Below are 23777 nucleotides of genomic sequence, written 5' to 3' on the forward strand. Positions count from 1 at the left end.
GGCTCATGAACGGACGTCGTGACGAGCGCCACGCCAGGTCGCAGCCTGGACTCGGCATCGGTGATCGTCGGCTGGGGAGCGGTCAGCAAGACCGCTGGAGCGTCGCGCGGACGCTCCAGCGCAATGGCGCGGAACTATGCCTGGATCGGCATCACGGTCTGACTGGCGGGGGCCTGGCCTTCCAGTCGGCGTTCCAGGGCCTTGGGTTCGATCACCAGGCGCATGCCATTGCTGGCCTGGGTGCGGCCCCAATCTTCCAGCAGCTCCATGCAGGCGTGATCGATGTAGGACACCCGATCCAGCGGCACGTGCAGGGTAGTGCCCGGCGCGACCTGTTCCAGCACCTTGGTCAGCTGGGGCACGCGAAGGAAGGTGGCGGCGCCCACCAGGCGCAGTTCGGCCTGCTGCGGATCGTCCTCGCGATAGGTGAGGCTGACCTTGAGCTGCGCCGCCTTGATCGCCAGGAAGGCGATGGACAGGCCGAAGCCCACCAGCACCCCGGTCAGCAGGTCGGTGGCGACGATCATCAGCGCGGTCAGCGCATAGATGGCCATGGGCGCCCGACCATAACGCTTGAGTCCGGTCAGCGACTTGGGATCGGCCAGCTTGACCCCGGTGAACACCAGCACCCCGGCCAGGCTCGCCACGGGAACCAGCTTGAGCACGAAGGGCAGGGCGGCGACGAAGGCCAGCAGCCAGAGACCGTGGAAGATGGTGGAGGCCCGGCTGGTGGCACCGGCCTGGACGTTGGCCGAGCTGCGCACGATGACCCCGGTCATCGGCAGGGCGCCTACCGCGCCGCACAGCAGGTTGCCTACGCCCTGGGCGCCCAGCTCGCGGTCGAAGTGCGAGCGCGGACCATTGTGCATGCGATCCACCGCAGCGGCGGAGAGCAGGGTCTCGGCGCTGGCGATGAAGGCCAGCGCCAGGGCGGCCACCACCAGCTCGGCGTTGGCCAGCATGGCGAGGTCGGCGAAGGTCACCCAGTCGATGGCGTCGGTCAGGTTGTTGGGTACCTCGACGCGGCGGATGTCCAGGGCCAGCCAGAGACTGGCCAGGGTCGCCAGGGTCACGCCGATCAGGGCGCCAGGCAGGAATCTCAGGGTCTGGGGGCGGAATTTTTCCCACAGCCACATGCTGGCGATGGTCAGCAGGCCGATCAGGGCCGCCTGGGCGCCACTGCCGCTGCCGTTCCACTGGCTGGCGGCCTCCACCGCGGCACCGGGGAAGGCCAGCAGGTTGGATAGCCCCGACGCTGCCGGCTTGGCGTCCAGCATCACGTGCAATTGCGAAAGCACGATGAGGATGCCGATACCGGCCAACATGCCGTAAACGACCGCGGGTGAAGTGACGCGGAACCAGGCGCCCAGGCGGGTGAAGCCGGCGACCAGCTGCAACAGGCCGGCCAGCAGCAGCACCGGCCCCAGGGCTTCGATGCCATGGCGATTGATCAGGTCGAACACCAGCACCACCAGGCCGGCGGCCGGACCGCTGACCTGGAGCGGCGAGCCGGCGAGAAAGCCGACCACCAGGCCACCGATGATGCCGGTGATGATGCCCTTGGCCGGCGGCATGCCGGAGGCGATGGCGATGCCCATGCACAGCGGCAGGGCGACCAGGAATACCACCAGGGAGGCCAGGGCATCGCGCGACAGGCTGCGCCCGGGGGTTGGTTGATTGGCAAGCATGGTCCTAGTCCTCCAGCGACTCGGGATAGAAGGGTGCTCGCGTGTCATATCACGTCGTATGACACGGTGCGTTCCAGGCAGAGTTCAAATCGGTGGGCGAGTCCCGTGGAGCCCCGTTCGGGCGTGCCCGGCGCTGCGCGCTGTAGTTATGGCGGCAGGTCCGGGGGACCCGCCGGGAGGGCGGCTGCCGGGAAGCCAGGCTTCACCGGGCAGCTGCGCCGGATCAGACCGGTTGCAGGCGCGGCCGCGGGGTGGCGACCGGCATGTTCTCGCCGTCCAGGGGCAGGAAGCGCTCCTGCTGGGCGTCGTAGGCCTTGATCTCGCTGGTTTCGATGGAATAGACCCAGCCATGGATCTGCAGCTGGCCGCTGGCCAGGCGCGAGGCCACCGAAGGGTGGGTCCGCAGGTGGACCAGTTGGGCGACCACGTTCTCTTCGGTCAGGAAGCCCAGGGTGCCGCCGTGGCCGCAATCGCAATGGCTATGGTCTTCGACCACGGTACGAGCGACTTCGGCATGGCGCAGCCAGGCCTTCACCGTGGGCATCTTTTCCAGCGGATCGGGGTTGAGCACCGCCTTCATGGCGCCACAGTCGGAGTGGCCGCAGATGATGATGTGCTTCACGCCCAGCGCCACGACCGCGTATTCGATGGCGGTAGAAACGCCGCCGTTCATCTGGCCATAGGGCGGTACCACGTTGCCGACGTTACGGGTGACGAAGAGATCGCCCGGCGAACTCTGGGTGATCAGCTCGGGCACGATCCGCGAATCGGCGCAGGTGATGAACATGGCCTTGGGCGACTGCGCATTGGCGAGCTTCTTGAACAGCGCCTCCTGTTCCGGAAAGACATCGTGGCGGAAACGCTTGAAACCATCGACCAGTTGCAGCAGGGCCTCGTCGGGCTTGCCGTGGGTGGTATCGGTGTTGTCGCTCATCTGTTTCTGACCTCTTCTCAAGCAAGTACGCAATGGCAGCGGCAAGCGCTGGTTAATGGCTAGACGCCCCCCGGCCTCGCCTCGATACGCCCCGGCCATCTCGGGCTCTGGTGACGTCGTTCCGCGGCGATCCCTTGCCTGCTTGAGGCACCTTCGGGCACCCCGGTCTCGCATCCTGTTGGAAACAACCTTAATCCACGTTGAAAGAATCTCTCGTGACCTACAACGCGGAAGATATTTCAAACTTATACTGAGATCATCCCGCCATTATCCCTGCATGATCTAAGACATTCGTACTTTTATCCACACGAAGCCGACAATTCGCCGCTGAATTGCGCCTTTCGCCGTGAAGAAAACGTGAATTGCGCTAGGTGAGGGTTTTCTCCTTGCCGATCAGGGGCTTGCGAGAGATATGCGAAAGTGTGAACGCAATGCCGCTGGCGCACATTCACCGCTCTTCCCCGCTTTTCTCCGCGGCTTGTGACCTGTGGCACAGCGCCGCAGTCCAAGCTTTCACCAGGCTTTCAAAAAGGCGCTATCCCCTATGGGACAAGGGTTCCGCGCTTTTGCTGCATGGACCGGCCGCCGGAGTGGGCGAATCCCTTGGCCAATCGGGCCTCAGGATCTGCTTCTCCCGGTCGATAGGTGAGCTTTCCGGCTCACTGGAGGCAGTCCATGTCCCTTCGCAACCTTTCCATCGCTCGCCGTGCATCGCTCGGCTTCGCCTTCATCGGCCTTCTGCTGTTGCTGCTCGGCGGCACTGCCCTGGTCAAGATGAACGACATCCGCGCCTCGGGGCTCGCCATTGAGCAGCGCTCCATGCCACGCGTCGCCGCCCTCGACGAGCTGACCGCCCTGACCCTGCGCCTGCGGGTGCTCTCCTACCGCCTGCTGCTCAACCGCGAGCCGGAGATCATCGCCAAGACCACCGCGCTGTTCGACCAGCGCAATGGCCAGATGCGCGCCGCCCAGCAGCGCTATGAGGATCTTATCCAGGCTGGCGAGGAGCGCGATGCCTACGCCCGCTACCAACAGCTGATAAGCCAGTACGCCAGCCTGCAGCAGCGCATGCTGGCCTATTCCGCCGCCAGCCAGCTGGAGCCGCTACGGCAATTGCTCAACGAAGACCTGCTGGCCAATTCCGACGCGGTGAACGCCGTGCTCAAGCAGCTTACCGACCTGGTCGATAAGCAGACCGCAGCGGCCAACGCCCTGGCGGCAGCCGACTATGGCCGTGCCATGCAATGGCTGGTGACGCTACTGGTCGCCACGGCGCTGCTGACCCTGGTGTTCGCCTGGCTGCTGATCCGCAGCATCACCCAGCCGATCGCCCGGGCCGTGCAGGTGGCCGAGGTGATCGCCACCGGTGACCTCACCGCGGAGATCCATAGCGAAGGTCGCGACGAGGCCGCACGGCTGCTGCAGGCCATGAAGACCATGCAGGGCCAGCTACGCCAGACCCTGCAGGGCATCCTCGGCTCCGCCACCCAGCTCGCCTCGGCGGCGGAAGAACTCAATGCGGTGACCGAGGAATCCACCCGCGGCCTGCAGCGGCAGAACGCCGAGATCGAACAGGCCGCCACCGCGGTGACCCAGATGTCCTCGGCGGTGGATGAGGTGGCGCGCAATGCCGTGAGCACCTCCCAGGCTTCGCAGGAGTCCGCGGGCGTGGCCCGGGAAGGCCGCGACCTGGTGCAGGAGACCGTGGGTGCCATCGACACCATGAGCGACGACGTCCAGCACGGCGCCACCCTGGTGGGCGACCTGGCCCTGCAGGTCAACGACATCGGCAAGGTCCTGGATGTGATCCGCAGCGTGGCCGAGCAGACCAATCTGCTGGCGCTCAACGCGGCCATCGAGGCGGCTCGCGCTGGCGAGGCCGGAAGAGGCTTCGCGGTGGTGGCCGACGAGGTACGGGCGCTGGCCCATCGCACCCAGGAATCGACCCGCGAGATCGAGACCTCCATCGGCACCATCCAGCAGGGTACCGGTCAGGCCGTGGCCGCCATGCGCAGCAGTACCGAGCGAGCGCAGGGTACCCTGGCGGTGGCCCGCGGCGCGGGCAACGCCCTGGAGCGTATCCATGGGGCCATCGGGGCCATCAACGAGCGCAACCTGGTGATCGCCAGCGCGGCGGAGGAGCAGGCGCAGGTCGCCCGCGAGGTGGATCGCAACCTGGTGAACATCCGCGAACTGTCGATCCAGACCGCGGCAGGCGCCGAGCAGTCCAGTGCCGCCAGTGCCGAGCTGTCGCGCCTGGCCATCGACCTCAACGGCATGGTGGCGCGCTTCCGCCTGTGAAACCCCGGCGGCGGCGCCTGGAGCGCCGCCGCCGGGTCAGGCTTTCAACGCGGGGACAGCAGTTGCAACACCACGGTCAGCGCCATCAGCAGGCCGAAGGGCGTGAACACCGCGGAAAGCAACAGGGACAGCGCCTTGCCGGCGCCGGGACGCGAAATGGTCGGCATGACGATTCTCTCAAGGCTCGGGAAAGGAGTCGGGAGCCACAGGGCTCCGTAGGACGAATTGTCCATCAGCCGAGGCACAGCGTCATGTCAAGAAAGCGCAAAGATGCGTAAAGCCCAGCGAGATAAAGCGCTGGGCAGAAGGGCTAGCCGAGGAGGGTGGGCCCGTGCTTGCCGAAGCTGACCCGGGCGTCAGGGTGGCTTCGGCTCAGCCTTGAGCACTCCTGCGCCGAGCCGGTGGAAGACGGCGTCGGCGCAGGGCCCATCAGACGCGGAAGCGCGCCGCCAGGCCGTGGATTTCGCGAGTCAATTCGGCGAGCTGGCGGCTGGAGGTCTCGATCTGGTCGGCACCGTTCTTGGAGACGGCCGCCAGTTCGCGAATGTTGATCAGGTTGCGATCCACCTCGCGCGCCACCTGGGCCTGTTCCTCGGCGGCGCTGGCGATGACCAGGTTGCGCTCGTTGATGTCGCTGATGGCGACGAAGATGTGCTCCAGGCTCTCGCCGGTGCGTTCGGTGGTGCTCAGGGTGGTGCCGGCCAGGGCATTGCTGCGCTGGATGGCGGCCACCGCCGAACCGGTACCCGCCTGGATGTTGCCGATCATCTGCTCGATTTCCAGCGTCGATTCGCGGGTACGGTGGGCGAGGCTGCGCACCTCGTCGGCCACCACGGCGAAACCTCGACCGGCATCGCCGGCGCGAGCGGCCTCGATGGCCGCGTTGAGCGCCAGGAGGTTGGTCTGCTCGGACACCGCGCGGATCACGTCGAGCACCTTGCCGATCTGATTGGCCTGTTGCGCCAGGTTGGCGATGACGGCCTCGCTTTCGTTGACCGTGGTCTGCATGGTGTGCAGTTCGTTGAGCACTTGGGACACCTGGCTGCGGCTGCCGGCGGCCAGGCGATCGGATTCGCGGGCGGTGTCGGAGGTGGAGGCGGCATTGCGCGCCACCTCTTCCACGGCGGTGGTCATTTCCGTCACCGCGGTCACGGCCTGTTCCAACTCCTGTTGCTGCTGGTTGAGGGTGCGATTGCTCTCGGCGGTCACCTGGCCCAGTTCCTGGGCAGCCGTGTCGAGTTGCTCGGCGGTGCGGTTGAGCTGGGCCAGGGTATCGCGCTGGCTGGTCTGCAGGGTGACCAGGCCGGCGAACAGCTGGCCGATCTCGTCATGGCTGCGGACCTCGATGCGTTGGGTGAGGTCGCCAGTGCTCATGGCGGCGAAGTGCTCGCCGGCCTCGCGCAGCGGGGCCAGCACCCGGCGGGCAATGAACCAGCCGGACAGCACCGCCAGCAGCAGGGTCAGGCCGACCAGCAGCAGGCTGCCGATCTGCGCCTGGAAGACGCGGCTGTCGGAGGCGGCGAGGGTGGCGGCGATGCGTCCGGTGACCTCGTCGGTGAAGACCTGCCGGGTATTGGCGAAGGCGGCGCTGGCATCCTTGGCGCCGTCGCTGATGCGAATGTAGCCGGGCAGATCGCCGGCGCGACAGGCGGCGATCTGATTCTCGACGACCGTCCGATAGCCATCGAAGGCCTGCAGCATGGCGTCGATCTGCCCGCGCAGCTTGGTCTCGCTGACCGTGACCTGCATGTCGGTGATCAGCTTGCGGGCGATGTCCAGGCGCTCCAGCGCCAGTTTCACGCCCTTCTCGGCCTTGGCCGGATCGCCGTTGACACGGTCGAGCATGGCGGTATGGGAGTTGGCGCTGGCCCGGCTGATCCAGGTGGCGGCGTTGTTGACCTTGTCCAGCTGCTCCATGGTCAGACTATCCAGCTCGCGAACCTGCTGGGCGCTGGCCCGGGCGCTGATCCAGCCATAGAGGCAGGCCAGCAGCAGGCAGGCGACGAACAGGCTGAGCACGCTGTACATCCCGGTACGGATTCTAGTTGTTCTTTGCATGACTATTTTCCTGGTGACGAAAGCGTGAAGCGCACAATGCGCCTTTTGTATTATTTTTCGTCAGCAGAGCGCAGAGCTTGAGCGGGCGTCGACAGCCAAGGGCCAGTCGGTAGCAGTAAGGGGCTGAAGAGTCGTCGGATATCCAGGAGCGATAGGGCCCGACGAACGCCGGGCCCGGAGGGATCAGGACAGCGGGGTGAACTGGATGACCTCGACCCAGTAGCCGTCGGGGTCCTTGATGAAGGCGATTTCCTTCATGCTGCCGTCGGTCAGGCGCTTTTGGAAGGCCACGCCCAGCTGTTCGAAGCGTTCGCAGGCGGCGCGGATGTCCGGGACCGCCACGCAGGTATGACCGAAGCCGCGCGGATCGCTGTTGCCGTTGTGATAGCTGAATTCGGCGTCGTTCTCGGTACCGTGGTTGTGGGTCAGCTCGAGGATGCCCGGGGTGGACTTGCGCCAGCGCTGGCGGGCTTCCGGATCAGCCGGCACCTGGTTGCGATCGACCAGGGCGAGGAAGGTCAGGCTGAACTTGGCATCGGGAAAGTCCTTGTGGTCGACCACGGTGAAGCCCAGCACGCGGGTATAGAAATCCAGAGAGGTTTCCAGGTTCTTGACCCGCAGCATGGTGTGGTTGAAGACGAACTCCCGGGTGGCGGCGTCCGGCTGGGCGGTCACGCCCGGCAGCTTATCGAATTGGCTCAGCGACATCAGGATTCTCCTGTGAGGGTGTGGAAATTGGAGAGGCGACCCTGCGCAACGTTCCCGCCAGGGTGGTCGCTCACGAAAAGGGTGGGAAGTCTAAAGGCTCCTGCGGCCGGCGCCCAAACACGCTTGGATACCTTTAGCCGCTGCGCTGTGCGACGAATGGTCGAAACCACCCGGCTAGAGCCGCAGTCGGATTTTACAAGCGCACTGCCTGTGCGATCCCAAGGAGACTGATATGAGCAGCACCAGCGACAAGATCAAGGGTACCGCCAAAGAAGTGGCCGGCAAGATCAAGCAAGGCGTCGGCGAAGCCACCGACAATTCGCGCATGAAAGGCGAAGGTCGTGCCCAGGAAGCCGAAGGCAAACTGCAGAAGAACGTCGGCAAAGGCAAGGACGCGATCAAGAACACCATCGATCGCGCCTGATCCCAGCCATTCTGAAAGGGCCGCCTGCGGGCGGCCTTTTCTTTTGCCCGTCAGGCCGGGTCCAGCTCTGGATAATGCCGGAAGATGCCGTTTTCGCTGAACGGCAGGCGGCGCGGCGAGGCGAGATAGGTGGCGATGTTGGGCAGGGTCGCCACGCGCTCGGCCACGCCCAGTACCCGGGGAATCTCCGGCGTCAGGCGGCGCATGGCGTTGGGGAAGGCGTAGGTCAGGCCGGCCACTACCTGGAAGAGCGACAGGTCGACGTAGGAGCGGCGGTCGCCCACCAGCCAGGTGTCGCCGGCCGGGTTGTAGCCCAGCACCCGCTCGAAGTAGCTCAGGTAGGTGCGGATGCGCTCGCCGGCGAAGGCCTTGGCGCGCCGCCGCGCTTCCTCCTGCTGCTCTTCATAGGTGAGGGAGATGGCCACCGGATGATGGACGTCATGGGCCTCGGCGGTGAGATCGGTGATGGTCAGCTGCAGGCCGTGGACCCAGAACTGCGATTCCTCGTCGGCCGGCACCAGATCCAGGCGCGGGCCCAGGTACTGGAGGATGTTGGCGACGTGGGAGACCATCTCGTCGCCGGCTTTCAAGAAGGGCGGGGCGAAGGGCGGGCGGCGGGTCTTCTTGCCCTGCAGGTAGTCCTCCACGGCCGCTACGCCGAGGCCTTCGCCCTCCGGCGCATTGCCGACATCGAGATAGTCGGCGCCAGCCTCCTCGAGCGCCAGCCGGACGAATTCGCCGCGGCCCTGGATGCTGGGCCAGTAGTGCAGTTCGTAACGCATGGGAACCTCCGTCGTCTGCCAGATTTACGGATCCAGGAGTCGTGACCCTCGGGTCGGTTCGAAGGTTTGCCCGCCGCACGCCTTTCACGACGAAGCGCACAACCAATTCCCATCCCTGAGACTCCTATCAACCAGCGGCTGGTCATGAGGACGGTGGGATGACGGGGCAACAACGGGCGGACGGTTCCATGCGCATAGGCATTCTTACCCACGTGAAACATCCGGTCCGGCAGCCCTTCGCCGGCGGCCTCGAGGCCTTCACCTACGACATCACCCTGCAATTGCGCGAGCGCGGCCATGCGGTGACCCTGTTCGCCAGCTCCGCCTCGGCGCCCGAGCTGGAGGTAGTGCCCATCCTCGACGACGGCAACTACGGCGCGGATGGCTGCCGGCGCAAGCGCAACGTGCTCAGCTCCGAGTATCTCGACGAGCACCACGGCTATCTCGACTGCATGCAGCGCATCGATGGCTACGGCTTCGACGTCGTCTTCAACAATTCCCTGCACTACGTGCCGGTGACCATGTCCGGGCTGATCCGCACCCCCATGCTCACCGTGCTGCACACCCCGCCGTTCTTCGAGCTGATCAACGCCATCGGTGAGCTGCATCGGCGCGGTGGCGGCCATTACTGCACCGTCTCCCAGGCCAATGCGGACAGCTGGGCGCAGCTGGCGCCAGGCTGCCACGTGATTCCCAACGGCATCGATCTCGCCGCCTGGCGTCCGGGCAGCGCGCCGATTGGCGAGCATGCCCTCTGGTTCGGTCGCCTGGTGCCCGACAAGGGCCCGCACCTGGCACTGGACGCCGCCCGCGAGGCGGGCGTGCCGCTGCGCCTCGCGGGCCAGGCCACCGACGAGCGCTACTTTCGCCAGGAGATCGAGGCGCGGCTCGGCGAGCAGGCGGTCTATCTCGGCCACCTGGACCGCACTGCCCTGGCCGCCGAGGTGGCCCAGGCGCGGGCCTGCCTGGTCACCCCCTGCTGGGACGAACCCTTCGGCCTGATCGTCGCCGAGGCCCTGGCCTGTGGCACGCCGGTCGCCGCCATCGCCCGGGGGGCGTTGCCCGAGCTGCTCACCGCCGAGACCGGCGCTCTGGCCCCGCCCGGCGACGTGCCGGCCCTGGCGGCGGCGCTGCGCGAGGCCCTGTCGCTGTCCCGCGAGGCGTGCCGGGCGCGGGCCGAGGCCCAGTGGAGCCATCGGCTGATGATCGACCGCTACGAGCGCCTGCTCGCCGATGTCGCCGCCGGCAGGGTGGCCCGTGGCTGAGCTGAACATCGGTTACTACGCCCACCACCACGGTGCCGGCCACGTGACCCGCGCCCTGGCCATCGCCGCGGCCTTCGATGGCCCCCTGACCCTGTTCGGCAGTCGACTGCCCGAGCAGGCGGACCTGCCCAACGTCCAGCTCTGCCACTTGCCGGTCGACGTGGCGCCGGGCGTCGAGGGCGAAGCCTTCGCCTGCCTGCACTATGCCCCGCTGGGGGTGGCGGGGTTGCGCGAGCGCATGGGGCTGCTGGTGGACTGGTTCCGCCACGCCTGGCCCTGCCTGCTGGTGGTGGACGTCTCGGTGGAAGTGGCGCTATTGGCCCGCCTGTGCGGCGTGCCGACGATCTATCTGCGCCAGCGTGGCAGCCGCTTCGACGCGGCCCACGAACTGGCCTATGCCTGTGCCAGCCGCCTGCTGGCGCCCTATCCCGAGTGCCTGGAAGAACCTGGCACCCCGGGCACCTGGCGGGCCAAGACCTGCTATGCCGGCAGCCTGTCGCGCTATGCCGGGCAGGTACCTGCGATGGCGCGGGAGCCCGGCACGGTCACTGTCATCGCCGGTCATGGCGGCACGGCCTTCAGCCGCGCGCGCCTGGCCGCCGCCGCGCAGAGCTGCCCGGACTGGCGCTGGACGGTGCTGGGCCCGATAGCGGAGGACGCCACCCTGGCGCCGGTCAACCTGACGTTCGCCGGTAGCGTCGCCGATCCCGCACCCTGGCTGGCGAGTGCCGAAGTGGTGGTGGGCTCGGCCGGTGACAGCCTGGTGGCGGAACTGGCCGACCTGCGCTGTCGCTTCGTTTGCCTGCCCGACGCCCGGCCCTTCGATGAGCAACTATCCACGGGCCGCCTGCTGGCCGCCCAGGGCTTGGCCGTCACTCGCGAACGCTGGCCGGCAGCGCAGGACTGGCCCGGCTTGTTGGCCCAGGCGCGCCACCTCGACCCGGAACGCTGGGTGGCCGTAAGCGACGGCGAAGGCGCTCGCCGCGCCGCCGCCTGTATTCAGGCCGTCGCTCGGGAGGTGCTGGCATGATCGTGCTGACCCTGGTCCATGATCGCGAACGGCAACTGGCCAACCTGATCCGCGGCCTGGAGCTGGCCCCGACGCCCCCGGCCGCCCTGGTGGTGGTGCAGATGAACGAGCCGGCGCGGGTTCTGCACAGTCCGCGCTTTCCGATCCAGGTGCTCGGCGTCGAGGATGACGGCATCCTGCCCCTGGCCGCCGCGCGCAATGCCGCCGTGGCCGCCGCACCGGGGGAGGAACTGGTGTTTCTCGATGTGGACTGCATTCCAGCACCGGAACTGCTGGACGCCTATCGCCAGGCCCTGCAGGTGCGGCCAGCGGCGTTGCACCAGGGCTTCGTTCATTACCTGCCAGCCGGTGTCGCAGAGGGTAGCTGGACGCCGGAGGCGCTGCTCGCCACTGGCGTCGTCCATCCGCTGCATCGGGATCGTCCAGCTGGAGAGGCGATTCCCCATCCGCTGTTCTGGTCGCTGAATTTCGCCTGCACCCGTGCCACCTTTCAGCGTATCGGCGGCTTCGATGAAGGCTATCGCGGCTATGGCGGCGAGGATACCGACTTCGCCTTTCGCGCCTGCGCAGCGGCGGTGCCCGTCTACCAGGCCGAGGCGCGCGCCTTCCACCAGTACCATCCCACCTACCATCCGCCGCTCAACCACTTCACCAGCATCCTGGCGAACGCCCGGCGCTTCCACGGGCGCTGGGGACTTTGGCCCATGGACGGCTGGCTGCATGAATTCGCTGCCGCCGGCTACATCCACTTCGACGAAAGCCGCGGGATAGAAGAAAGGCGAATGCCCAGCGCCGCCGAGATCGCCGCCTGCCGGGACGCCTCCGGCTCCGGCTTCTGAAGCCGGCGCGCAACCAACCGGGCCCGTGCGACTCTGAAGGTAGGCATCCCTTTCGAGGAACGTACGTCAGGAGCCGCCATGTCCTTGTTCGCCTTCAGCCTGCGCGGCGTTTCGCCGTTCACCCTCATCAAGCGTGCCGTCCAGGAATTCGTCGCCGACGACATGCCCACCTATGCGGCCGCCCTGGCCTACCAGATGCTGTTCTCGCTGTTTCCCTTCTTGCTGTTCCTGATCGCCCTGATCGGCTTCCTGCACCTGCCGGACTTCTTCACCTTCCTGCGCGAACAGGCCGCCTACCTGCTGCCGACCAGTGCGCTGGACACCGTCAATCCCATCATCGACCAGTTGCAGACGCAGAAGGGCGGTTTGCTGTCCTTCAGTATCATCATCGCCCTCTGGTCCGCCTCCGGCGGCTTCCGCTCGCTGATGACCGCCATGAACAGCGCCTACGACGTGGTGGAAAGTCGCCCGGCCTGGAAGCGTATCCCCCTGTCGGTGCTGCACACCATCGGCCTGGCCGGCTTGCTGCTCAGCGCTGCGGCGTTGATGGTGCTCGGGCCCCAGGTGATGAATTGGCTGGCCGCCTATGTCGGCCTGGAAGACTACATGGTGACCCTCTGGGCGCTGATCCGCTGGCCCTTGGCGGTGTTCCTGCTGATGATCGCGGTGGCGGCGCTCTACTACGTCACCCCGGACGTGAAGCAGAGCTTTCGCTTCATCACCCCCGGCTCGGCGCTGGCGGTTGTGGTCTGGATCCTGGCGTCCCTGGGCTTTGGCTACTACGTGCAGAACTTCGCCAACTACAACGCCACCTACGGCAGTATCGGCGCCATCATCGTGCTGCTGCTGTACTTCTACATTTCCTCGGCGGTGCTGCTGTTCGGCGCGGAGATCAATGCCGTGATCGAACACCACAGCGACGACGGCAAGGACAAGGGCGAGAAGACCCCGGGTGATGGTGGCGTGGAAGCCGACGAGGAACTCCAGGCCGCTCAGGACGAGGGGGTGGTGGGAGATGCGCGGGTGGTGCAGCGCCCGAACGGCCAGGCCTGAGGCAGGGTGGATGACGGCGCAGCCTCATCCACCTCTCACCTGCGACCTTGGCTGTGGAAAACGCTAGTCGGTTTTTCACCCTGCGGGTCTGGATGCATGGTTCATCGCGACCATGGGCCGTTCCTGCAAAACCGTCAAGCTCTGTAGGAGCGGCCCATGGCCGCGATGAAAGAGAACGAAGACGCCCTACTTCGCCTTGCCCTGATTGGCCACGGCGGCCATCTTGGCGGCGACCTCGTCCGGGTCGGCCAGGTAGTAGTGCTTGGTGGGCTTCAAGTTCTCGTCGAACTCGTACACCAGCGGCACACCGTTGGGGATGTTGAGGCCGACGATGTCGCTGTCGGAGATGTTGTCCAGGTACTTGATCAGGGCGCGCATGGAATTGCCATGGGCGACCACCAGCACGCGCTGGCCGCTACGGATGGCCGGGGCCAGGACCTCGTTCCAGTAGGGCAGGACGCGCTCGACGCAGTCCTTGAGGCACTCGGTGCGCGGCACCTGATCCAGCGACAGACCGGCGTAGCGCGGATCGGCGGCCAGGGCCTTTTGCTCCTCGACGCTCTGCTCGGGCGGCGGCACGTCGTAGCTGCGACGCCACACCAGCACCTGCTCCTCGCCGTACTTGGCGGCGGTCTCGGATTTGTTCAGCCCGGTCAGGCCGCCATAATGCCGCTCGTTGAGGCGCCAGTCGCTCACCACCGGCAGCCACATCTGGTCCATGCCTTCCTGCACGTGCCACAGGGTCCGCACGGCGCGTTTGAGCACCGAGACATGGGCCACGTCGAACAGGAATCCGGCGTCCTTGAGGGCCTTGCCGCCCTCGTGAGCCTCGCGAATCCCCTGTTCGGTCAGATCCACATCCGCCCAGCCACTGAAGCGGTTTTCCAGGTTCCATGCCGACTGGCCATGGCGGATGAATACGACTTGCGACATGCGACCTCCATCTTGGGATTCATTGTTTGGCTCACGCCTACGCGAAGCTGTGCCAAACATACCGCAGATGGAGGCTGCCGGCATCGGCGTCACGGAAACCGTGACATATCCGGCACTCGTAACGCGTCTTAAAACCTGTTTACGATCTCCTGGCCGTCGGCCATACGGCCTTAAAAACAGCTTCGGAATGCTCATCTACAACGTGTAAACGGCGCTTCCTCAGCTGTTTTGGCCTTGCCTGGCTCCAGTCCAAAAGATCGTAAACATGTTCTTAAGCGGCCAAGGCGCGGCGGGTGCGCTCGATGACGCGCTCGAGACCGGCAGCGGCACTGTACTGCTCGGGGTAGAGACGCTCGCTGCGACAGGCCACACCGCGCTCGTCGATCACGGTGAAGCTGAAGCCGCCCTTGCGCGAAGCCGGGGTGGTGATGCACTGGAACGGCGCGAAGGCCGCCTGGAGGTGTTGCATGGCCGCGATGGCCTGATTTTGAATGTTCATGTGTCTATCCTTGGGTCCACGCTCAGTCGGCGCGGTGAAATAACTCCAGCAACCTCGTACCCATGACGGTCGACGGCTGAATCTCTGGCTGGAGGAAGGCAGCGTGTGGGCGAGATGCCCAGGCATGCAGGTAAGTACTTGGGAAGGCAGGCAACCGACCGGGCGCGAGATTCAGAGGCCAGGGCGGCAGATCCTGAGCAATCGGTGGGATCGATTCGATCCAGATGACGCTGATTTCACGCGGTGGGTAGAAGCGGAAAGGCGTCCAGCGATTGGGGTCAGCTTGGTACAAACGCGATCAAGCTAGCAGGATCGATGCCAAGGGTGCAAGCCCGTCGGTCGGCGACGGGCTTGGCGGTGGCTAACGCTCGACCAGTTGCATCCAGGCGGCCGGATAGCGTGTTCCCGCCACGGTCCCCGGGGTGAAGAGGTTATCCAGTTCGACCTTTTCATGGTCGGTGAGCTGCACCTCGAGGGCGGCGAGATTCTCCAGTAGGTAGTGACGCCGCCGGGTACCGGGGATGGGCACGACGTCCTCGCCCTGGGCCAGCACCCAGGCCAGGGCCACCTGGCCGGGGGTGACGCCCTTGGCGGTGGCCAGGGCGCGTACCCGCTCCACCAGTTCCAGGTTGCGCTGGAAGTTTTCGCCCTGGAAGCGCGGGCTCAGTCGGCGGTAGTCGTCCGCGGCGAAGTCGTCCGGCGACTTCAGGGCGCCGGTGAGGAAGCCCCGGCCGAGCGGACTGTAGGCCACCAACGCCACCCCGAGTTCGCGGCAGGTGGCCAGCACGCCATGTTCTTGGGGATCGCGCGACCATAGGGAAAATTCGCTCTGCAGCGCGGCGATGGGATGGACCCGGTGGGCGCGGGAGAGGGTCTCGCTGGACGCCTCGCTCAGCCCCAGGTAACGCACCTTGCCGGCCTGCACCAGCTCGGCCATGGCGCCCACGGTCTCTTCGATGGGTACCTCGGGATCGACGCGGTGCTGGTAGTAGAGATCGATCCGCTCGACCCCCAGCCGGCGCAGGCTGCCGTCCACCGCCTGGCGCACGTACTCGGGCCGACCGTTGACCACACGGGTGTTGGGATCGTCGCTGCGCACCAGGCCGAACTTGGTGGCGAGGAATACCCGCTCGCGGCGTCCCCGCAGCGCGCGGCCGAGCAGCTCTTCGTTGCGGTGCGGTCCATAGGCGTCGGCGGTGTCCAGCAGGGTCACGCCGCGCTCCAGAGCGAGGTCCAGGGTGGCGAGAGCCTCGGCCTCGTCAGTCGCGCCATAGAACTCGCTCATGCCCATGCAGCCCAGCCCCAGGGCGGACACCAGCGGACCGTTGCGGCCCAGTCGTCGTTGCAGCATGTCGTTTGCTCCTCTTTGGCTGACCAGAGCAGTCTGGCTATTGAGTTGAATCGAACAAAGCTGCTATCAGGGCAGACAGTATTCAGCTGGATTGAATGATCGTGGACCGACTGGCAGCCATGCGTGGCTTCGTGCGCATCGTCGAACGCCGTTCCTTCACCCGGGCGGCGGCCGACCTGGGCCTGTCGCCGGCGATGGCGACGCTGCTGGTGCAACAGCTGGAGGCGCATCTGGGGGTGACGCTGTTGCACCGCACCACCCGCCGGGTCAGCCCGACGTTGGACGGCGCTGCCTACTACGAGCGTTGCGTCCGTTGGCTGGCCGAGCTGGACGACATCGAGGACGCCTTCAGTCAAAGACGCCGACAGCCGCGCGGCCGCCTGCGGGTGGATCTGCCCGGCTCCATCGGACGTGCCCTGGTGCTGCCGGCGCTGCCGGACTTCTGCCAGCGCTATCCCGATCTGGAGCTGGTGATCAGCGCCGACGACCGTCCGGTGGACGTGGTCGGCGAGGGCATCGACTGTGTGCTGCGCAGCGGCCCGCTGCTCGACGAAGGCCTGGCCGCCCAGCCCCTGGGGGAACTGGTGCAGGTGACCTGCGCCAGCCCGGCCTATCTGGCGCGCCAGGGCTGGCCGACGACCCTCGCCGAGCTGGCCGGGCACCAGGGCGTGCACTACCGCTCCCAGCGCAGCGGTCGTCGGCTGCCCTTCGAGTTCGTGCGAGAGGGCGAACTGTGCTGCCCGGAGCTACCGGGTCGCCTGGCGCTCAGCGGGGCCGACGTCTACATCGGCGCTGCCCTGGCCGGCCTGGGACTGATCCAGGCGCCGCTCTACCACGTGGCGGCGGACCTGGCGGCCGGGCGGCTGTGCGAGGTGCTGCCCGACCAACGCCCACCGGGCTTGCCGCTGGCGGCGGTCTATCCGCTCGCCAGTCAGACCTCGCCGCGGGTGCGCGCCTGGGTCGAATGGCTGGACGAGGTGTTCGCCGCGGTCGATCCGGCCTGGTTGCGGCGGTAAGGCGAGCGGCGGTGGCCGACTCGCCTGCCAGCCTCGACTACTTGCCCGCTTCCCGTGGGGCCGGCTGGCCATGGCCGAAGGCCTGGCCAAGGTCGTCGCCGGAGGTGGTGCGAGTGTCGTCGCTGCGCCACTTGGCCACCTCGGCGGCGTTGACCGGCGGCGCGTCGTTGCCCCAGCTGGCGCGGATGAAGCTGACCACGTCGGCCACCTGGGCATCGTCCAGCCGCCAGCCGAAGGGCGGCATGACGATCGTCGAGGGCGCGGTGTGCAGGCCGGGTAGGGTACCGCCCTTGAGCACGATGTTGATCAGTGAGCTGGCATCGGCCGTGCGCAGCACCGGGTTGCCGGCCAGTGCCGGGAACACCCGGTCGTAGCCCTGGCCGTCGGTACGGTGGCAGGCGGCGCAGTTGTCCACGTAGACCTGGGCACCGCGGGCGCTGTCGTCGCCGCGCCAGAGCGCCGCTGCGGCGCGCCCGTCGGGCTGGAAGGGGGCATCGTGCGGGTCCCTGGGCGGCAGGGTCTTGAGGTAGCGGGCGATGGCCTGCAGGTCGGCGTCGCTCAGGTATTGCAGGCTGTGCTGCACCACCTCGGTCATGCCGCCGAACACCGCGCTGTCCGCGGAGCGTCCGGTCTTGAGGAATTGCACCAGCTGCTCCTCGTCCCAGCGGCCCAGGCCGTCGCGCTGATCGCCGCGCAGATTCTTGGCGATCCAGCCTTCCAGGGGCGCGCTGCCCGCAAGGAAGTCCTTGCCATCGGCGGGGGAGAGCGCCTTCTCCTGCATGGTCAGAGCGCGTGGCGTGTGGCAGGCGCCACAGTGGCCGAGGCCTTCCACCAGGTAGGCACCGCGCGCTACCACCGGGTCCTGGTCCGGCGCCGGCTGGAATTGCACCACCTCGGGAGCGAACAGCTGGCGCCAGATCGCCAGGGGCCAGCGCATGGACAGCGGCCAGGGGATGTCGCTGTCGCGATTGGCCTGCTCGACCGGCGTCACCCCGTGCATGAAGTAGGCATAGAGGGCGCGCATGTCGCCCTCGGTCACCCGGGCGTAGGACGGGTAGGGCATGGCGGGATAGAGGGTGTGGCCTTCCTTGGCGATGCCCTGGCGGACGGCAGCGTCGAAGTCGGCGAAGCGGTAGTCGCCGATGCCGGTCTGCCGATCCGGGGTGATGTTGGTGGAATAGAGCGTGCCGATGGGCGTCTGCATCGGTAGGCCGCCGGCGAAGGGCTGGCCGCCCGGCGCCGTATGGCAGGCCACGCAGTCGCCAGCGCGGGCCAGGTATTCGCCTTTCTTGACCAGCGCCGGATCGACGTCTTCGGCGGCCTGGGCCGCCAGCGCCAGGCCGCTGCTCAGCAGCAGGGTCGCGAGGGTACGGAGGATCATGGGCGCGCCTCTCATGCCTGCACCAGCGGGCCGGGATTCTTCAGGTACTGCTCGCGGATGGCCCGCGCCGACCAGTAGGTCAGGGCCGCCACCAGGCCGGTGGGGTTGTAGCCCAGGCCCTGGGGAAAGGCCGAGGCGCCCGGCACGAAGACGTTGTGCACGTCCCAGCTCTGCAGGTAGCGATTGACCGCGCTGGTCTTGGGATCGGTGCCCATGATGGCGCCGCCGTTGAGGTGGGTGGTCTGGTAGCTGGCGGTGTTGAAGTGACCGCCGAAATCCTTGACCGAAACGCTGATGTGCTCGGGACTCATGGCCTCGGCGATCTTCTTCATCTTGGCGGCCATGAAGCGGGTCATGCGGATGTCGTTGTCCTTCCAGTCGAAGGTCATGCGCAGCAGCGGCTGGCCATAGGCGTCGCGATAGGTGGGGTCCAAGTCCAGGTAGTTGTCGCGATAGGACTGGTGGGCACCATGGGCGTCCATCGACAGCTGGTGGTTGTAGTAGCCGGCCTGGGCCTTCTTCCAGGCACTGCCCCACTGCGGCGTGCCGGGCGGATTGGCCGCCCCGGCGATGGGGCGGGTACCGGCCTGGTTGACCCACATCGGCGAGCCACCGACGAAGCCGTGGGGGCCGTGGTCGAAGTTGTCGGCGTTGAAGTCGTCCACCGCCACGCCATTGCCGCCGGCGCCGATGAAGGGATTGGTGTGGTGCTGATCCTGGCGGAAGAAGGCCTTGATGGTGGCCATGTTCTGGTAGGCGAAGTTGCGCCCGACCACGCCTTCGCCGGTCCTGGGATCATAGGGCTGGCCGATGCCCGACAGCAGCATGAGGCGCACGTTGTTGAACTGGAAGGCGGCGAGGATGACGATATCGGCCGGCTGTTCCAGCTCCTGGCCCTGGGCGTCCAGGTAGGTCACCCCGGTGGCCCGCTTGCCGGTGCTGTCGAGATTGACCCGGAGCACATGGGCCTGGCTGCGCAATTCGAAGCGCGGCTCCTGCTTGAGCGCCGGCAGGATGTTCAGGTTCGGCGAGGCCTTGGAATACATGTAGCAGACGTAGCCGCTGCAGTAGCCGCAGAAGTTGCAGGGACCCATCTGGCAACCGTAGGGGTTGGTGTAGGGCCCCGAGGTGTTGGCCGAGGGCAGGTTGTAGGGGTGATAACCCACCTCCCGTGCGGCCTGCTCGAACAGCTGCGCCGAGACGGTGTTCTTCTGCGCCGGCAGCGGGAAGTCGCTGGAGCGATCCGCGGCATAGGGATTGCCGCCCTTGCCGTCGCCCACTACCTGGCCCTTGATGCTCCAGGCGGTACCCGAGGTCCCGAACACCTTCTCGGCGAAGTCGAAGTAGGGCTCCAGTTCGGCGTAGCTGACACCGAAATCCTGGATGGTCATGCCCTCGGGGATGAATGTCTTGCCGTAGCGCTCTTCATAGTGACTGCGCAGGCGCAGTTCCACCGGATCGACGCGGAAGTGCACCCCCGACCAGTGCAGGCCGGCGCCGCCCACGCCATCGCCAGGCAGGAAGACACCGAGCTGGCGGTTGGGCAGGGCGACGTCGTTGACGCTGTGGCGAATGGTGACGGTTTCCTTGGAGACATCGACGAACAGCTTCTTGCGGATGCTGTAGGTGAGTTCGTCGATCACCTGGGGATAGGAGCCATCGGGATAGGTGTCGCGGTAGCTGCCGCGCTCCAGGGCCACCACGTCCAGGCCGGCCTCGGTCAATTCCTTGGCCATGATGGCGCCGGTCCAGCCGAAGCCGACGATCACCACCTGCTTGCTGGGCAATACCTTGGCCATCAACCGCGCTCCCCGCGAATGGAGACCGGTGGCAGCGGATAGCGTTCGTCGCGCTCCACCCAGTCCATGAAGTCGGCACGGGCGCCAGGGAAGTTCACCAGTTTCCAGCCGACCAGCCGCTTGTTGCCGCCATGCAGCGGATCGCAATAGAAGCCTTCCTTGGTGTTCTGCAGCAACTGGGCGAAGAACAGCTTGGCCGGCACCCCTTCCAGGGTGGCGTCACCGCTTTCCAGGGCCTTGAGGGTCTCGTCCTGCTGGGCGGGCGTGAGGTCGGCGAAGGCTTTGCCGTGCTGCTGGCCGGTCCAGCGATCCACTGCCGCGATGCCCAGGCGGTACAGATCCTGGGGTACCAGGCGACTCTGGTAACTCATTTCCGGCGCCGCATCGGCGGCGAAGGGGCCCTGCATGTACCAGAGGGCACCGCGGGCATAGGCGGTCTGCATCTGCCGGTCGATGAATTCGGGCGCCCCGGCCTCCAGGGCGCCGGGGCCCAACTCGTCCGCCGGTATCAGTCTGGCCACCGCGGCCTGGACGAAAGCCCATTCCTCGGCGGTGAAGAACACTGGCTGATAGGCATCAGCCTCAGCGCTGCTACCGGCCTTGTCCGCAGGAGTGGCAGGCGCGGTAGCGAGGGCCAGGCCCGGGGTTGCACCGCCGGCCAGGGCGACCACGGGGATCAGGGAGAGGGACTTGCGCAGGAAGTCGCGCCGGGCCGGAACGGAATCGTCAGCGGGCATGCTCGGGTCTCATCAGGTGCCCGAGGTCGGCCGCGGGCTTATAGTTAGCTGGCTAATGTGTTGAAATATTACCAACATATGGCGGCGGCGGTTACATTTTGTCGCAGCTGTGCAGAGCCGCGACGGGGCGCCAAGTTCCCGGGTGGCGTGAAAGGTCCTTCCAGACACCCCCTTGCCTGGGATGCCGGTGATGGGCGGTACCGCGGCAGGCTCTCAGGCCCGTGGACGGGAGGGCAGATTTGTCGGGGACATTTCCGATCACCGTCCGCCAAGGAGCCTGGCAGGCCGCTGGTTACCTAAGGTTCCACCTTTTCTAGCACCATAAAGGTGCAAGTTGCACTAGGTGATACCTAACGAAGCATGCTCAGGGTGCGACACGCTCTCCAGGAAAGTCGCTTATTCTTCATGCGGTTAGCGCGATAGATGGTTGTAATGCCGATTTTTCGCCACTTTCCGCGAATGACTGCACTCTTTTAGTTCGTTATATGCCGATTTCGACGAGGGTGGCGCGCAAGTTGCACTTGGGAGGCTTTCCGTTGTCAGGTAACACCTTATGTCCAACGCAGAATGCAATCTGTCTCCGGCACTCAAGCCGCGCCATGTGACCATGTTGTCCATCGCTGGCGTCATCGGCGCCGGTCTGTTCGTCGGCTCCGGCCATGCCATCGCCGCTGCCGGTCCCGCCGTGCTGCTGGCCTATGCCTTGGCCGGCACCCTGGTGGTACTGGTGATGCGCATGCTGGGGGAAATGGCGGTCGCATCGCCCGATACCGGGTCTTTCTCCTCCTATGCCCAGCAGGGCATCGGGCGCTGGGCCGGCTTCACCATCGGCTGGCTGTACTGGTGGTTCTGGGTGCTGGTGATCCCGCTCGAGGCGGTAGCGGCCGCCGCCATCCTCAATGCCTGGTTCCCGGCCATCGCCACCTGGCAGTTCGCCCTGGTGATCACCGGCATCCTGACCGTGACCAACCTGTTCAGCGTCGCCAAGTACGGCGAGTTCGAATTCTGGTTCGCCCTGCTCAAGGTCATCGCCATCGTCGCCTTCATCGCTCTGGGCGCGGCGGCGCTGGTCGGCGCCCTGCCAGGGCGGGAAGTGAGTGGCCTGAGCAACCTGATGGCCCATACCGGCGGCTTCATGCCCAATGGCTTCGGGGCGGTGCTGGGCGCGCTGCTCACCACCATGTTCAGCTTCATGGGGACCGAGATCGTCACCATCGCTGCCGCCGAGTCCAAGGATCCGTCCCGGCAGATCAGCAAGGCCACCAACTCGGTGATCTGGCGGATCGCGCTCTTCTATCTGGTCTCCATCTTCCTGGTGGTCTCCATGGTGCCCTGGAACGATGCCCAGCTGCCGCTCGTGGGTTCCTACCAGCGCGCCCTCGAGGTGCTGTCGATTCCCCATGCCAAGCTGATCGTCGACTGCGTGGTGCTGGTCGCCGTGGCCAGTTGCCTGAACTCGGCGCTCTACACCGCCTCGCGGATGCTCTATTCCCTGGCCCGCCGCGGCGACGCCCCGGCCAAGCTGGGCCGTGCCTCCAGCGCTGGCGTACCGCGCACGGCGGTGCTGGCCAGTACCGCCGTGGGCTTCCTCACCACCATCGCCAACTACACCATGCCCGAGGCCGTGTTCAGCTTCCTGCTCTCCACCTCCGGTGCCGTGGCGCTGCTGGTGTACCTGGTGATCGCGGTGACCCAGCTGCGCCTGAGACGCAAGCTGATCGCCCGCGGCGAAACGCTGGAATTCCGCATGTGGCTGTTCCCCTGGCTGACCTGGGCGGTGATCGTCTTCATCGTCGGTGCCCTGACCGTGATGCTGTTCAGCGAGGCTCATCGCTTCGAGATCCTGGCGACCGGCCTGCTGGCGCTGGTAGTGGTCGTCATCGGTACCCTGGTGGGACGGCGTCAGCCGAGCACGCCGGCCATGGCGGCTGTGGCACGCTGACCTGGGTAGCGACCCCGCCGATGCTGTCGTCGGGGTCGCACTTTCTTGGGGCAAAAACTGACCTACGCTGGACAGCGGGCGCGGTAACAGGTAGAACAGCAGACCGGTTTGCACGGTTCGAAACCCACTGTGCGGCCCGGAATTCCCTAGATGTTCCCTCCGGCAACCTGAAAATGCACTGCAATGGTGCATAACGTTACAGAATGACCCATATTGCAGCAGTACAGTTGCAATTGTGTCAGGGGTGACCCGCGAACCTTTCCCTGGACTGTTACTGGTGGTAGCACTCGCCTGGCGAGACAATGGCGCCATTCGATGACCAGTACCCGTCATAAGCGGGAAGGAAAGCCACCATGGAACGCACCTTCAGTTCCTCGCTGCACAATGCCCAACCCAGCAATCGCATCCCCGTCGCCCTGCGCGTGATCTCCACGCTGTCCACCTGGCAACGTCGGATCGCCAGCCGTAACGAACTGGCTCGTCTCGATACCCGTATGCTGGCCGATGCCGGCATCACCGAGGCCCAGCGCTACCAGGAAATGCACAAGCCTTTCTGGCGCTAAGCCGCACGGCTGCACAGCTCTCTCGAACCCCGCTCCGGCGGGGTTTGTTTTGTCCAGCGTCCTTGCACGCGGATGCACGGCGCGCAGACAAGAAAAAGCCCCGGCTGGCCGGGGCTTTTTCGTTACCGCGCCGTCGGCGCAGGCATCACTGCATGTTGTTCTGGTTGCGCGCGTCGACCTTGTTGGGCTTCTCGCTCTTGAAGGGCACCTCGGCTGCGCCATCAGCACCGCCCTTGACGGTGGTCTTGCCTGGCACGGCTTCGGTAGCCGAGCCATTGACGGCCGTGGCACTCTTGGAGGTTTCGGCCGCGAAGACACCCGTGGCCATGGACAGCATCACAACAGCGGTAGACGTGATCAGCAGCTTTTTCATGAGTACGGCCTCTCGAATGAACCCGTGAATTCGAATGGGCCCGCTCCGGCGGGGAGTCGGGCATCTGCCGCGGATCCGCTGATCCGCAGTGCACGTTTAAG

Annotated in this window: 22 protein-coding genes and 1 pseudogene; 10 read left to right on the top strand and 13 right to left on the bottom strand. The window is 66.2% G+C overall.

The features are described 5' to 3' along the window. Nucleotides 1-134: 134 nt before the first annotated feature. Together AR540_RS17115 and AR540_RS17120 are read right to left on the bottom strand one after the other, a co-directional pair. Complete coding sequence (locus tag AR540_RS17115) at nucleotides 135-1688, bottom strand: SulP family inorganic anion transporter (protein ID WP_059230414.1); 1554 nt, start codon at nucleotides 1686-1688, stop codon at nucleotides 135-137. 223 nt (nucleotides 1689-1911) lie between these two features. Next, complete coding sequence (locus tag AR540_RS17120) at nucleotides 1912-2622, bottom strand: carbonic anhydrase (RefSeq protein ID WP_059230415.1); 711 nt, start codon at nucleotides 2620-2622, stop codon at nucleotides 1912-1914. A gap of 675 nt (nucleotides 2623-3297) precedes the next feature. Here AR540_RS17120 and AR540_RS26615 point away from each other — a divergent pair. Continuing rightward, nucleotides 3298-4068, top strand: a pseudogene (locus tag AR540_RS26615) (MCP four helix bundle domain-containing protein); the annotation flags it as partial. Then, nucleotides 4060-4923, top strand: a complete 864-nt coding sequence (locus tag AR540_RS26620) for a methyl-accepting chemotaxis protein (RefSeq protein ID WP_442963805.1) — start codon at nucleotides 4060-4062, stop codon at nucleotides 4921-4923. The pseudogene AR540_RS26615 and the gene AR540_RS26620, both read left to right, overlap by 9 nt. 44 nt (nucleotides 4924-4967) lie before the next feature. On the opposite strand, the gene AR540_RS26230 is transcribed toward AR540_RS26620, so the two are convergent. From AR540_RS26230 to gloA, 3 genes are all read right to left on the bottom strand, one after another. Beyond that, nucleotides 4968-5090, bottom strand: a complete 123-nt coding sequence (locus AR540_RS26230) for a hypothetical protein (RefSeq protein WP_269085538.1) — start codon at nucleotides 5088-5090, stop codon at nucleotides 4968-4970. Between the two features lie 262 nt (nucleotides 5091-5352). Beyond that, the gene (locus AR540_RS17130) at nucleotides 5353-6981 is read right to left on the bottom strand and encodes a methyl-accepting chemotaxis protein (RefSeq protein WP_082707036.1); all 1629 of its coding nucleotides are present in this window, start codon (nucleotides 6979-6981) and stop codon (nucleotides 5353-5355) included. Nucleotides 6982-7164: 183 nt separating this feature from the next. After that, the gene (gloA, locus tag AR540_RS17135; RefSeq protein ID WP_059230418.1) at nucleotides 7165-7689 is read right to left on the bottom strand and encodes a lactoylglutathione lyase; all 525 of its coding nucleotides are present in this window, start codon (nucleotides 7687-7689) and stop codon (nucleotides 7165-7167) included. A gap of 232 nt (nucleotides 7690-7921) precedes the next feature. On the opposite strand from gloA, the gene AR540_RS17140 reads away from it, so the two are divergent. After that, nucleotides 7922-8113 carry a CsbD family protein gene (locus tag AR540_RS17140; RefSeq protein ID WP_059230419.1) on the top strand — a complete coding sequence of 64 codons (192 nt, stop codon included), beginning with the start codon at nucleotides 7922-7924 and terminating at the stop codon, nucleotides 8111-8113. A gap of 50 nt (nucleotides 8114-8163) precedes the next feature. Here the strand turns inward: AR540_RS17140 and AR540_RS17145 are convergent, their stop codons facing one another. Continuing rightward, nucleotides 8164-8895 carry a glutathione S-transferase gene (locus AR540_RS17145; protein ID WP_059230420.1) on the bottom strand — a complete coding sequence of 244 codons (732 nt, stop codon included), beginning with the start codon at nucleotides 8893-8895 and terminating at the stop codon, nucleotides 8164-8166. A 188-nt stretch (nucleotides 8896-9083) separates the two neighbouring features. Between AR540_RS17145 and AR540_RS17150 the strand changes: the two genes are divergently transcribed. The 4 genes from AR540_RS17150 (at nucleotide 9084) to AR540_RS17165 (ending at nucleotide 13082) form a co-directional block, all read left to right on the top strand. Further along, nucleotides 9084-10160 carry a glycosyltransferase gene (locus AR540_RS17150; protein ID WP_059230421.1) on the top strand — a complete coding sequence of 359 codons (1077 nt, stop codon included), beginning with the start codon at nucleotides 9084-9086 and terminating at the stop codon, nucleotides 10158-10160. Continuing rightward, nucleotides 10153-11190 (top strand): hypothetical protein, encoded by a 1038-nt coding sequence (locus AR540_RS17155; RefSeq protein ID WP_059231547.1) that lies wholly within the window; start codon nucleotides 10153-10155, stop codon nucleotides 11188-11190. The genes AR540_RS17150 and AR540_RS17155 overlap by 8 nt, the downstream gene beginning before the upstream one ends. After that, a complete protein-coding gene (locus AR540_RS17160; protein ID WP_059230422.1) occupies nucleotides 11187-12029 on the top strand; it encodes a glycosyltransferase family 2 protein in 843 nt (280 codons plus the stop codon). Before AR540_RS17155 ends, AR540_RS17160 begins: the two co-directional genes overlap by 4 nt. A gap of 78 nt (nucleotides 12030-12107) precedes the next feature. Beyond that, nucleotides 12108-13082 carry a YihY/virulence factor BrkB family protein gene (locus tag AR540_RS17165; protein ID WP_059230423.1) on the top strand — a complete coding sequence of 325 codons (975 nt, stop codon included), beginning with the start codon at nucleotides 12108-12110 and terminating at the stop codon, nucleotides 13080-13082. 186 nt (nucleotides 13083-13268) lie between these two features. Here AR540_RS17165 and gpmA read toward each other — a convergent pair whose 3' ends face one another. The 3 genes from gpmA to AR540_RS17180 all read right to left on the bottom strand — a co-directional run bounded on the left by gpmA (nucleotide 13269) and on the right by AR540_RS17180 (nucleotide 15865). After that, the gene (gpmA, locus tag AR540_RS17170) at nucleotides 13269-14015 is read right to left on the bottom strand and encodes a 2,3-diphosphoglycerate-dependent phosphoglycerate mutase (RefSeq protein WP_059230424.1); all 747 of its coding nucleotides are present in this window, start codon (nucleotides 14013-14015) and stop codon (nucleotides 13269-13271) included. Between the two features lie 271 nt (nucleotides 14016-14286). Beyond that, nucleotides 14287-14514, bottom strand: a complete 228-nt coding sequence (locus AR540_RS17175) for a hypothetical protein (protein WP_059230425.1) — start codon at nucleotides 14512-14514, stop codon at nucleotides 14287-14289. 361 nt (nucleotides 14515-14875) lie between these two features. Then, nucleotides 14876-15865, bottom strand: coding sequence for an aldo/keto reductase (locus AR540_RS17180; RefSeq protein ID WP_059230426.1), 990 nt, complete (start codon nucleotides 15863-15865; stop codon nucleotides 14876-14878). A gap of 101 nt (nucleotides 15866-15966) precedes the next feature. On the opposite strand from AR540_RS17180, the gene AR540_RS17185 reads away from it, so the two are divergent. Further along, entirely contained in the window at nucleotides 15967-16881 is a 915-nt protein-coding gene (locus AR540_RS17185; RefSeq protein WP_059231549.1) for a LysR family transcriptional regulator, read from the top strand. A 37-nt stretch (nucleotides 16882-16918) separates the two neighbouring features. Here the strand turns inward: AR540_RS17185 and AR540_RS17190 are convergent, their stop codons facing one another. Genes AR540_RS17190 through AR540_RS17200 form a run of 3 tightly spaced genes read right to left on the bottom strand, consistent with a single transcriptional unit; the run spans nucleotide 16919 to nucleotide 20798 of the window. After that, nucleotides 16919-18262, bottom strand: coding sequence for a cytochrome c (locus AR540_RS17190; protein WP_059230427.1), 1344 nt, complete (start codon nucleotides 18260-18262; stop codon nucleotides 16919-16921). A gap of 11 nt (nucleotides 18263-18273) precedes the next feature. Then, nucleotides 18274-20061, bottom strand: coding sequence for a GMC family oxidoreductase (locus AR540_RS17195; RefSeq protein WP_059230428.1), 1788 nt, complete (start codon nucleotides 20059-20061; stop codon nucleotides 18274-18276). Beyond that, a complete protein-coding gene (locus tag AR540_RS17200) occupies nucleotides 20061-20798 on the bottom strand; it encodes a gluconate 2-dehydrogenase subunit 3 family protein (RefSeq protein WP_059230429.1) in 738 nt (245 codons plus the stop codon). Before AR540_RS17200 ends, AR540_RS17195 begins: the two co-directional genes overlap by 1 nt. 553 nt (nucleotides 20799-21351) lie before the next feature. On the opposite strand from AR540_RS17200, the gene gabP reads away from it, so the two are divergent. Beyond that, the gene (gene gabP / locus AR540_RS17205; protein WP_059230430.1) at nucleotides 21352-22740 is read left to right on the top strand and encodes a GABA permease; all 1389 of its coding nucleotides are present in this window, start codon (nucleotides 21352-21354) and stop codon (nucleotides 22738-22740) included. Between the two features lie 353 nt (nucleotides 22741-23093). Beyond that, a complete protein-coding gene (locus AR540_RS17210; protein WP_059230431.1) occupies nucleotides 23094-23303 on the top strand; it encodes a DUF1127 domain-containing protein in 210 nt (69 codons plus the stop codon). A gap of 145 nt (nucleotides 23304-23448) precedes the next feature. Here the strand turns inward: AR540_RS17210 and AR540_RS17215 are convergent, their stop codons facing one another. Further along, nucleotides 23449-23676, bottom strand: coding sequence for a hypothetical protein (locus tag AR540_RS17215; protein ID WP_153014268.1), 228 nt, complete (start codon nucleotides 23674-23676; stop codon nucleotides 23449-23451). Between the last annotated feature and the right edge of the window lie 101 nt (nucleotides 23677-23777).

Origin of the sequence: Pseudomonas sp. EpS/L25 (assembly GCF_001512295.1) — a bacterium.
In the GTDB taxonomy this organism is placed as follows: Bacteria; Pseudomonadota; Gammaproteobacteria; order Pseudomonadales; family Pseudomonadaceae; genus Chryseomonas.

What these genes read in the sequence shown, in the direction of transcription:
- gpmA (WP_059230424.1), bottom strand. Translation starts at nt 14,015, where the DNA reads ATGTCGCAAGTCGTATTCATCCGCCATGGCCAGTCGGCATGGAACCTG.
- AR540_RS17190 (WP_059230427.1), bottom strand. Translation starts at nt 18,262, where the DNA reads ATGATCCTCCGTACCCTCGCGACCCTGCTGCTGAGCAGCGGCCTGGCG.
- AR540_RS17195 (WP_059230428.1), bottom strand. Translation starts at nt 20,061, where the DNA reads ATGGCCAAGGTATTGCCCAGCAAGCAGGTGGTGATCGTCGGCTTCGGC.
- AR540_RS17210 (WP_059230431.1), top strand. Translation starts at nt 23,094, where the DNA reads ATGGAACGCACCTTCAGTTCCTCGCTGCACAATGCCCAACCCAGCAAT.
- AR540_RS17200 (WP_059230429.1), bottom strand. Translation starts at nt 20,798, where the DNA reads ATGCCCGCTGACGATTCCGTTCCGGCCCGGCGCGACTTCCTGCGCAAG.
- AR540_RS17180 (WP_059230426.1), bottom strand. Translation starts at nt 15,865, where the DNA reads ATGCTGCAACGACGACTGGGCCGCAACGGTCCGCTGGTGTCCGCCCTG.
- AR540_RS17160 (WP_059230422.1), top strand. Translation starts at nt 11,187, where the DNA reads ATGATCGTGCTGACCCTGGTCCATGATCGCGAACGGCAACTGGCCAAC.
- AR540_RS17150 (WP_059230421.1), top strand. Translation starts at nt 9,084, where the DNA reads ATGCGCATAGGCATTCTTACCCACGTGAAACATCCGGTCCGGCAGCCC.
- AR540_RS17165 (WP_059230423.1), top strand. Translation starts at nt 12,108, where the DNA reads ATGTCCTTGTTCGCCTTCAGCCTGCGCGGCGTTTCGCCGTTCACCCTC.
- AR540_RS26230 (WP_269085538.1), bottom strand. Translation starts at nt 5,090, where the DNA reads ATGCCGACCATTTCGCGTCCCGGCGCCGGCAAGGCGCTGTCCCTGTTG.
- AR540_RS17130 (WP_082707036.1), bottom strand. Translation starts at nt 6,981, where the DNA reads ATGCAAAGAACAACTAGAATCCGTACCGGGATGTACAGCGTGCTCAGC.
- AR540_RS26620 (WP_442963805.1), top strand. Translation starts at nt 4,060, where the DNA reads ATGCAGGGCCAGCTACGCCAGACCCTGCAGGGCATCCTCGGCTCCGCC.
- AR540_RS17140 (WP_059230419.1), top strand. Translation starts at nt 7,922, where the DNA reads ATGAGCAGCACCAGCGACAAGATCAAGGGTACCGCCAAAGAAGTGGCC.
- AR540_RS17145 (WP_059230420.1), bottom strand. Translation starts at nt 8,895, where the DNA reads ATGCGTTACGAACTGCACTACTGGCCCAGCATCCAGGGCCGCGGCGAA.
- AR540_RS17175 (WP_059230425.1), bottom strand. Translation starts at nt 14,514, where the DNA reads ATGAACATTCAAAATCAGGCCATCGCGGCCATGCAACACCTCCAGGCG.
- gloA (WP_059230418.1), bottom strand. Translation starts at nt 7,689, where the DNA reads ATGTCGCTGAGCCAATTCGATAAGCTGCCGGGCGTGACCGCCCAGCCG.
- AR540_RS17115 (WP_059230414.1), bottom strand. Translation starts at nt 1,688, where the DNA reads ATGCTTGCCAATCAACCAACCCCCGGGCGCAGCCTGTCGCGCGATGCC.
- AR540_RS17215 (WP_153014268.1), bottom strand. Translation starts at nt 23,676, where the DNA reads ATGAAAAAGCTGCTGATCACGTCTACCGCTGTTGTGATGCTGTCCATG.
- AR540_RS17120 (WP_059230415.1), bottom strand. Translation starts at nt 2,622, where the DNA reads ATGAGCGACAACACCGATACCACCCACGGCAAGCCCGACGAGGCCCTG.
- gabP (WP_059230430.1), top strand. Translation starts at nt 21,352, where the DNA reads ATGTCCAACGCAGAATGCAATCTGTCTCCGGCACTCAAGCCGCGCCAT.